We start from the raw sequence: 7845 nt of genomic DNA, 5'->3' as shown, positions 1-7845 counted from the left end.
GAGACCGCCTATATAGGGGGCCCGCCGCCCCCATTCCGGCCAGCCCGGGCCGTCCACGAGGGTGCGCGCCGCACGTCGTCCCAGAGGAGTTTCCGGTCCATGGCGTCCCTTCGAGACATCCGCAAGCGCATCCGCTCGGTGAAGAACACGCGGCAGATCACCAAGGCGATGAAGATGGTCTCCGCCGCGAAGCTGCGAAAGGCGCAGGAGGCCATCCTCGCCGCGCGCCCCTACGCGCAGACCCTGGACCAGATCATCTCCGAGCTGGCCGTGCGCTCCGCCGACCAGGAGCTGGCGCATCCGCTGCTGGCCTCCCGCCCGGTGCGCCGCGTGGAGCTGCTGCTGCTCACGTCCGACCGTGGCCTCGCCGGCGGCTTCAACTCCAACGTCATCCGCCGCGCCAACCGCTTCCTGTACGAGAACAGCAACCTCCAGGTGCGCGTCTCGACGGTGGGCCGCAAGGGCAACGACTTCTTCCGCAACCGCGGCCAGTCCATCCGCAAGGACTTCGCCGGCCTGTACGCGGGGCTCAACTACCGCTCCGCCGCCAACGTCGCCGAGGAGCTGACGGCCGCGTTCCTCAATGACGAAGTGGACGCCGTCTACGTCGTCTACAACGAGTTCGTCTCCGCCATCAGCCAGAACGTCACCGTGGCCCAGCTGCTGCCGCTGCAGCCCGCCACGACGAAGGCCACCACCCCGGCCCCCACGCCGGAGACGGTCGCCGCCGCGCCCGCGATGGTGGACTTCAAGTACGAGCCCTCCCGCCAGGCCGTGCTGGACCGGCTGGTGCCCCAGGCCGTGAACATCAAGGTCTACCGGGCGCTCCTGGAGAGCGTGGCCAGCGAACAGGGCGCGCGCATGAGCGCCATGGAGAACGCGACCAATAACGCCACGGACATGATCTCCAGCTACACCCTGCTCTACAACCGCACCCGTCAGGCGGTCATCACCAAGGAGCTGATGGAGATCGTCTCCGGCGCCGAGGCCCTCAAGTAGTCCGCCTCCCGTCCGATCCGTTGGACCCCCACGAGGGCCCGCTCGCGCTTGCATGGCGCGGGTCGGGCCCTTCGTCGTTCCTCCTGCCAGGAAGGCAGGCGGGGAAGAAGGTTTCCACGGGGGACTGGCGCTGGGGACACCGCTCCGCTAAGCGGGACTTACACGCGCGGACCCGGGAGGCTTGACCCTGCCGGGGGGCCCCCGGTAAAGGGGGCGCGCCCACCCCTTTTCTTGGGGTCGATTTCCTGATGGGCGGCGGCGTCCCGGCCGCTCGCCATACGAGACAAGGCAGAGGATTCCATGAGCGCTCAAGTTCCGACGACTGGCAAGGTCACGCAGGTTCTCGGCCCCGTGGTCGACGTGGAGTTCCCGCCCGGCGGGCTCCCGGAAGTCTACTCGGCCCTGAAGATCACCAACCCCAACCTGGGCGCCGAGCAGGACAACCTGACGGTGGAAGTCGCGCAGCACCTGGGTGAGAACACCGTGCGCTGCATCGCGATGGACTCCACCGAGGGCCTGGGCCGCGGCATGCAGGTGCGCAACACGGGCGCCCCCATCCAGGTGCCGGTGGGCAAGGCCACCCTGGGCCGCATCATGAACGTCACCGGCGATCCGGTGGACGAGATGGGCCCCGTGAAGGCCACCGAGTACTGGCCCATCCACCGCGCGCCCCCGCTCTTCACGGACCAGGACGTGCGCGTGCAGATGTTCGAGACCGGCATCAAGGTCATCGACCTGCTCGCCCCCTACACCCGAGGCGGGAAGATCGGCCTGTTCGGCGGCGCCGGCGTGGGCAAGACGGTGCTCCTGCAGGAGCTCATCCGCAACGTGGCCGTGGAGCGCGGTGGCTTCTCCGTGTTCGCCGGCGTCGGTGAGCGCACCCGCGAAGGCAACGACCTGTACCACGAGATGCAGGAGACGAACGTCATCCAGACCGAGAACCTGGAGGCCAGCCAGGCCGTCCTCGTCTACGGCCAGATGAACGAGCCGCCCGGCGCCCGCGCCCGCGTCGCCCTCTCCGCGCTCACCATGGCCGAGTACTTCCGCGACGTGGAGGGCCGTGACGTGCTCCTCTTCGTGGACAACATCTTCCGCTTCACCCAGGCCGGCTCGGAAGTGTCCGCCCTCCTGGGCCGCATCCCCAGCGCCGTGGGTTACCAGCCCACGCTCGCCACGGAGATGGGCGGCCTGCAGGAGCGCATCACCTCCACCACGAAGGGCTCCATCACGTCCGTGCAGGCCATCTACGTGCCCGCCGACGACCTGACGGACCCCGCGCCCGCCACCGCGTTCGCCCACCTGGACGCGACCACGGTGCTCAACCGCTCCATCGCGGAGCTCGCCATCTTCCCGGCCGTGGATCCGCTGGACTCCACCAGCCGCATCCTGTCCGCGGACGTGCTCGGCGCGGAGCACTACGCCGTCGCCCGCCGCGTCCAGGGCATCCTGCAGCGCTACAAGGAGCTCCAGGACATCATCGCCATCCTCGGCATGGACGAGCTGTCGGAAGAGGACAAGCTGTCCGTGGCGCGCGCCCGGAAGATCCAGAAGTTCCTGTCGCAGCCGTTCTTCGTCGCCAAGGTCTTCACGGGCAAGGACGGCCGCTACGTGAAGCTGGCGGACACCATCCGCGGCTTCAAGGAGATCGCGGACGGCAAGCACGACGACATCCCTGAGGGCGCCTTCTACATGGCGGGCGACATCAACGAGGTACTGGATAACGCCCGCAAGATGGCGACGGCTTAAGCGCCGTCCCGGACCGCCCCATGCGCCTGACCGCCGCGCTCGCCCTGTTGCTCTGCTGTGTCGCGCCCTCCGCCCTGGCGGCGGAGCGCGGCAGCCGGGCGCGGGTGAGCGCGAACGGGCTCTACAGCGTGCGCATGGTGGACACGGGCGTGGGCACGTGCCGGCTGGAGATGCTCAAGGAGAACGGGCCCCTCTGGTCGGCGGACGTGTGCGTGGGGACGGTGGACGACCTGTACTTCGCCTCCAACGATGGGGAGAAGGTCTGGGTGCTCTACCCGCTGGTGGAGAAGGGCAAGGCGCCCGCCGGCAAGAAGAAGCGGGGAGCGGGCCTGTCCTGGGCGCGGGTGATGGTGGCGGCCCAGTTCGACCGCGCCGGGCAGAAGCTCCAGGAGAAGCGGCTGACGGAGCTGATGACGACGAAGCAGCTCTCCGAGGTGCGGCAGATGGCGCACCACCTGAAGTGGCTGGAAGGCACGCTGGGCATCCCGGGCAAGGGCCCCCGCCTGACGGACGCCGGGGTGTTGGAGTTCGAGCCGGTGGGCGTGAAGACCCAGCGGCTGACTTTCTGATGCGGTAGCACGAGGACGTTCATGGCCAAGCTGACTGTCGAGATCGTCACCCCCGAGAAGCGCATCCTGTCCGTGCAGGCCGACGAGGCCATCGTGCCGGGCGGAGAGGGCCTGTTCGGCGTGCGGCCGGGCCACACGCCGTTCCTGTCCCTGGTGGAGCCGGGCACGCTCACCCTCATCGAGGGCGGCCGTCAGGACCGGTACTTCATCGCCGGCGGCTTCGTGGAGGTGAGCAACGACAAGGTGCTGGTGCTGGCGGACGCCGCCGAGCACGTCAACGGCATCGACGTCGCGGGCGCCCGTCGCCGCCTGGCGGAGTCCGAGGCGCGCCTCAAGGACCTGAACAGCGCGGACGCGCGCTACGCGCTGGAGCAGGCCGCGGTGCGCCGCGAGGCCGCGCGCATCACCGCCAGCGAGACGCGCTGACGTCCCACCGCGCCCTTCGCCGGGCGCGTCTGAAACACCTGTCGCCATCGCGAAGAGGGTGGAGCCCCGAAGCCCCGTGACACCGGGGACGGCGCTTCACCCTTTCTGCGTTTCTGGCGCCGGGCGCATGATGCGGGTCCGTCATGAACGCTCCTGTCTCCCCCGTCCTCGAATTGTTCCACCGCATCGCGGATCCGCCGTCCGCGACCGCGCGCCGCTTCGTCACCGACCATGCGCTGGAGGACCGCGTGCGCTTTCGCAACCTCACCTACGCGGAGGTGGAGGCGGACTGGCGCGAGCGCGGGGGCCACACGTCCCCGGCGCTCTGGGATGGCACGCGCCTGCATCAGGGCGCGGAGGCGGTGGTGGCGCGGTTGCTCGCGGTGGTCAACTTGGGCCGCGACGATTCGTGAGCGTGCGCGCGCGTGGCTTCATGCGCGAGGTGCTTCGTGTGATCGACGCGAAGTCGCGCGCGTCAAGGTGAACACCTGAGCCCGTGGGCGGTGCACGCGCACGGCGCCTTGCGCACCCACGCGCGGCCACCCGTGCGTCCCTTTCGGTCCATGCGCAGCATCCGGAGTTGGACACGGAAGCAGGCCCGCGTACGTCATCGGGGGCGCCTGCTTGCTGAAACGCAGCGGGATGCGATAGCTACCGCGCCCCCGGTTGCGCCGCGTTGACGGCGGAGGAGGCAGAAAGTGTCGACGCGCGCGGTGCAATTCGGCGGGAGGTTTCCTGTCCATCGCTTCACCGAACCCGCTCCGTGCACGTCAAGGCCCCATGATGAAGACGCTGTCGCTTCGCGCGCCCTCGCAGCGTTCATCTCGGTGCTCGTCCTTGCCTGAGGCTCGGGTAATCTCCGCCCCTCCGATGCCGCTGACCCCCGCAGATCGCCAGGACCGGTTTCATGCGGCGTTTCTCGGGCTCGCCATCGGCGACGCGCTCGGCTTTCCGCTCCGGGGCGTTCCCCCGGCCAGCCTGTCGCGCCTGCCGGGGCTGGCGGAGGACTTCGCGCCCCGCCCGCGCGGCAAGTTCGCCAAGGGCCAGTTCAGCGACGACACGCAGCTCCTGCTCGCCGCCGCAGAGAGCGTCATCCGCGAGGGCAAGGTGGATGGCCGCAGCGCCGCGGCGCACCTGGCGTGGCTGTGGCAGGAGGGCATCATCCTGCAGCCGCCGCGCAGCCTCTCGGAGTCGCTCCAGCGGCTCGCCGGGGGCACGCCGTGGATGAGCGCGGGCGCGCCGCTGGGCACCCGCTGCCCGTCCGTGCTGAGCCGCGCGCTGGTGGTGGGCCTGTTCGAGAGCGGCCAGCGCGCGCGCCTGCCGCACGACGCGGGCGTGCTCACGGTCATCACGCACAAGGACCCCATCTGCGCGGCGGCCGCGGCCGCGTTCGCGCAGGCGGTGGCGCTGGGCCTGGAAGAGGAGGCCCTCACGCCCGCGGCCTTCTGTGACGCCCTGGCGCTGGCCGCCGCGGTGCACGACAAGGCGCTGGCGGAGGAGATCCGCCACCTGCCGCGCCTGCTCACCTGGGACACCCAGCGTGCGCTCAACCAGCTTCGCAAGGTGGGCGTCCCCCCCAGCGAGCTGAAGGGCGTGGACGGCCTGCCGGCCCACGTGGTGCCGGTGCTGCTCACCTCGCTGTACGCGACGCTGAAGGTGCCGCACGACTTCCGCGAGGCCGTCGTCCTCACGCTGCGCTGTGGTGGCGAGGCGGACGTGGCCGCGGCCCTCACCGGGGCCCTGCTGGGCGCGCACCTGGGCACGCGCGCCCTGCCGGCCCGCCTGCGCAAGCAGGTGCTGTACGCGGAGAACCTGGTGGACACCGCGGACCGGCTGTTCCGCGCCCGCCAGGTGCGCGAGACGCTGGCCACGGCGATCGCCCACCAGAAGACCCGCCGCTAGCGCCTGCCTGCTGTCCGGAAGCCCGCCCATCCTTTCCGGGCGGGGGTACCAGGCAGGCAGACGGACGACGATGGGGTGTGCGCCGGGACTTCTCCCGCCCACCCTTCCTGACCAACTTGAGGAGCAGAACAGGGGTGGACGGGACGCCGAGCAGGCGTCCGCTGCTGTCTTTCCCTGGGCCCACCAAGTCGGAGGCACGGTCGTGGACCTCGAATCGGAACGCCTGGAGCGCACCCAGCTGGAGACGCTCTCCACGTCGGAACTCATCCGGCATGCGCTGTCGGAAACCCGCCTGTTGGTGAAGGCGGAGGTGATGCACGCCAAGAAGGAGCTGAAGCAGGAGCTCAAGGCCGCCAAGACCGCGGGCATCCTCCTGGGAGCGGGGGCCGTGCTGGCCCTCACCTCGCTGGCGGTCCTCTTCGTCGCGCTGGGGCTCGCCATTCCCGTGGTCGCCGCGCTGGGCGTGGCCATCGTGGGCGTGGTGCTGCTGGCGGTGGCGGGCCTGCTGCTGTTCCTGGGCTCCAAGCGGGTGCCCAAGCAGGCGATGCCGCACACCCAGGAGCGTTTGAAGGCGGACTTCAAGATGACCCGGGAGACGCTGCAATGAGCCAGGCACCCGAATCCGACATCCAGGTCGCGGACCACGCCATCACCCGCCGCATGGGCGACCGTGAACAGGTGGAGCAGACGGCGGACCGCATCCGCGACGAGCTGCTCCTGACGCTGGAGGAGCTGGACCGCCGGCGCCACCGGGCCACCGACGTGCGCCACCACCTGAACCAGAACCGCGACCTGCTCGTCACCGTGGGCGCCGCCGCGCTGGTGGTGGCGGGCGTGGGCGTGGGGTTCGCCATCTACCGCTCCCGCCACCATGACGAGCGCGTGCGCCGCCAGCGCCGCCAGGCCCTGTCACGGGCGTGGGACCATCCGGAGCGGGTGGCCACCAGCGTGGAGGACAAGCCCCTGGGGGCGGAGCTGGGACGCAAGCTGGTGATGATCTTCGCCACCACGCTCGCCACCGCCGTGGCCCGCAACTCCATGCAGTCCCTGGTGCCCTCGCGGGCCCCCGCCAAGGTGCCTGCGGACGCTGATAAGAAATAGTGAAGGCGCAAAAAGCGCGCATAAAGCAGACTGATGTGCATGACGGACCTGCTCTATGCGCGTGCGCAGATGGGGCTGTCGCTCGCGTTCCACATCGTGTTCGCGGCGGCCGGCGTGGCGTTGCCGGTGCTGATGGTGCTGAGCGACTGGAAGCACCGGCGGACGGGGGACAACGACTACCGCAAGCTCAGCGAGAAGCTGGCCAAGGGCACCGCCATCCTGTTCGCGGTGGGCGCGGTGAGCGGCACGGTGTTGTCGTTCGAATTGGGGTTGCTGTGGCCGGAGTTCATGGGCCGCTACGGGGAAGTGATTGGCCTGCCCTTCAGCCTGGAGGGCGTGGCCTTCTTCACCGAGGCCATCTTCCTGGGCATCTACCTGTACGGCCGCGAGCGGGTGTCGCCGAACCTGCACCTGTTCAGCGGCGTGATGGTGGCGGTGAGCGGCGCGGCCAGCGCGTTCTTCGTCACGCTGGTGAACACGTTCATGAACAACCCGTCCGGCTTCACGGCCACGCCCGCGGGGCCCGTGGACGTGCAGCCGCTGGTGGCGATGTTCAGCCCCGGCTGGCAGTACCAGACGACGCACGTGCTGCTCTCCAGCTACCAGGCCAGCGCGTTCGCCATGGCGGGCATCCACGCCTTCATCCTGCTCAAGCACCCCGGGGCGGCCTTCCACAAGAAGGCGCTGTCCGTCGCGCTGCCCCTCGCGTGCATCACCGCGCTGCTGCAGCCCGTGGTGGGGGACCTGTCCGCCAAGCACGTGGCGAAGGCGCAGCCGGTGAAGCTGGCCGCGATGGAGGGACACTTCCACACGGAGGTGGGCGCGCCGCTGCTCCTGGGGGGCCTGCCGGACGTGGAGACGCGCACCGTCCCGGGCTCCATCGGCGTGCCGAAGGGGCTCTCCATCCTGGCGTTTGGCGACCCGGACGCGGAGGTGAAGGGGCTGAATGACTTCCCGCGCGACACCTGGCCGCCGGTGGCGAAGGTGCACGTGGCCTTCCAGGTGATGGTGGGCACGGGCAGCCTGATGGCGCTGCTCGCGCTGGTGACGCTGTGGCGCAGGTGGCGGGGCCGCGAGTGGCCGCACGGGCGGGGGCTGATGC

9 protein-coding genes are annotated in these 7845 nt (G+C 70.1%); all 9 read left to right on the top strand.

The features are described 5' to 3' along the window. Nucleotides 1-99 precede the first annotated feature (99 nt). The gene (gene atpG, locus D7Y13_RS34790; RefSeq protein WP_120537626.1) at nucleotides 100-999 is read left to right on the top strand and encodes an ATP synthase F1 subunit gamma; all 900 of its coding nucleotides are present in this window, start codon (nucleotides 100-102) and stop codon (nucleotides 997-999) included. A gap of 300 nt (nucleotides 1000-1299) precedes the next feature. Beyond that, complete coding sequence (atpD, locus tag D7Y13_RS34785) at nucleotides 1300-2745, top strand: F0F1 ATP synthase subunit beta (protein ID WP_120585826.1); 1446 nt, start codon at nucleotides 1300-1302, stop codon at nucleotides 2743-2745. Nucleotides 2746-2765: 20 nt separating this feature from the next. Continuing rightward, complete coding sequence (locus D7Y13_RS34780; RefSeq protein ID WP_120585825.1) at nucleotides 2766-3314, top strand: hypothetical protein; 549 nt, start codon at nucleotides 2766-2768, stop codon at nucleotides 3312-3314. Nucleotides 3315-3335: 21 nt separating this feature from the next. Beyond that, nucleotides 3336-3740 carry a F0F1 ATP synthase subunit epsilon gene (locus D7Y13_RS34775; protein ID WP_120537623.1) on the top strand — a complete coding sequence of 135 codons (405 nt, stop codon included), beginning with the start codon at nucleotides 3336-3338 and terminating at the stop codon, nucleotides 3738-3740. Nucleotides 3741-3883: 143 nt separating this feature from the next. Continuing rightward, nucleotides 3884-4153, top strand: coding sequence for a hypothetical protein (locus tag D7Y13_RS34770; protein ID WP_120537622.1), 270 nt, complete (start codon nucleotides 3884-3886; stop codon nucleotides 4151-4153). 457 nt (nucleotides 4154-4610) lie between these two features. Further along, a complete protein-coding gene (locus D7Y13_RS34765; protein WP_120537621.1) occupies nucleotides 4611-5642 on the top strand; it encodes an ADP-ribosylglycohydrolase family protein in 1032 nt (343 codons plus the stop codon). A gap of 202 nt (nucleotides 5643-5844) precedes the next feature. Next, a complete protein-coding gene (locus D7Y13_RS34760) occupies nucleotides 5845-6249 on the top strand; it encodes a phage holin family protein (RefSeq protein WP_120537620.1) in 405 nt (134 codons plus the stop codon). After that, nucleotides 6246-6743: a hypothetical protein gene (locus tag D7Y13_RS34755; protein WP_120585824.1), complete on the top strand. Its 498-nt coding sequence runs from the start codon at nucleotides 6246-6248 to the stop codon at nucleotides 6741-6743. The genes D7Y13_RS34760 and D7Y13_RS34755 overlap by 4 nt, the downstream gene beginning before the upstream one ends. A gap of 39 nt (nucleotides 6744-6782) precedes the next feature. Then, nucleotides 6783-7845, top strand: a 1063-nt coding sequence (locus tag D7Y13_RS34750; protein ID WP_279637158.1) for a cytochrome ubiquinol oxidase subunit I, incomplete at its 3' end; no start/stop codon positions are given.

Origin of the sequence: Corallococcus praedator, assembly GCF_003612125.1 — a bacterium.
In the GTDB taxonomy this organism is placed as follows: domain Bacteria; phylum Myxococcota; class Myxococcia; order Myxococcales; family Myxococcaceae; genus Corallococcus; species Corallococcus praedator.
The sequence above is the reverse complement of the archived record's forward strand: the minus strand, read 5'-3'. Positions and strand labels throughout refer to the sequence as shown.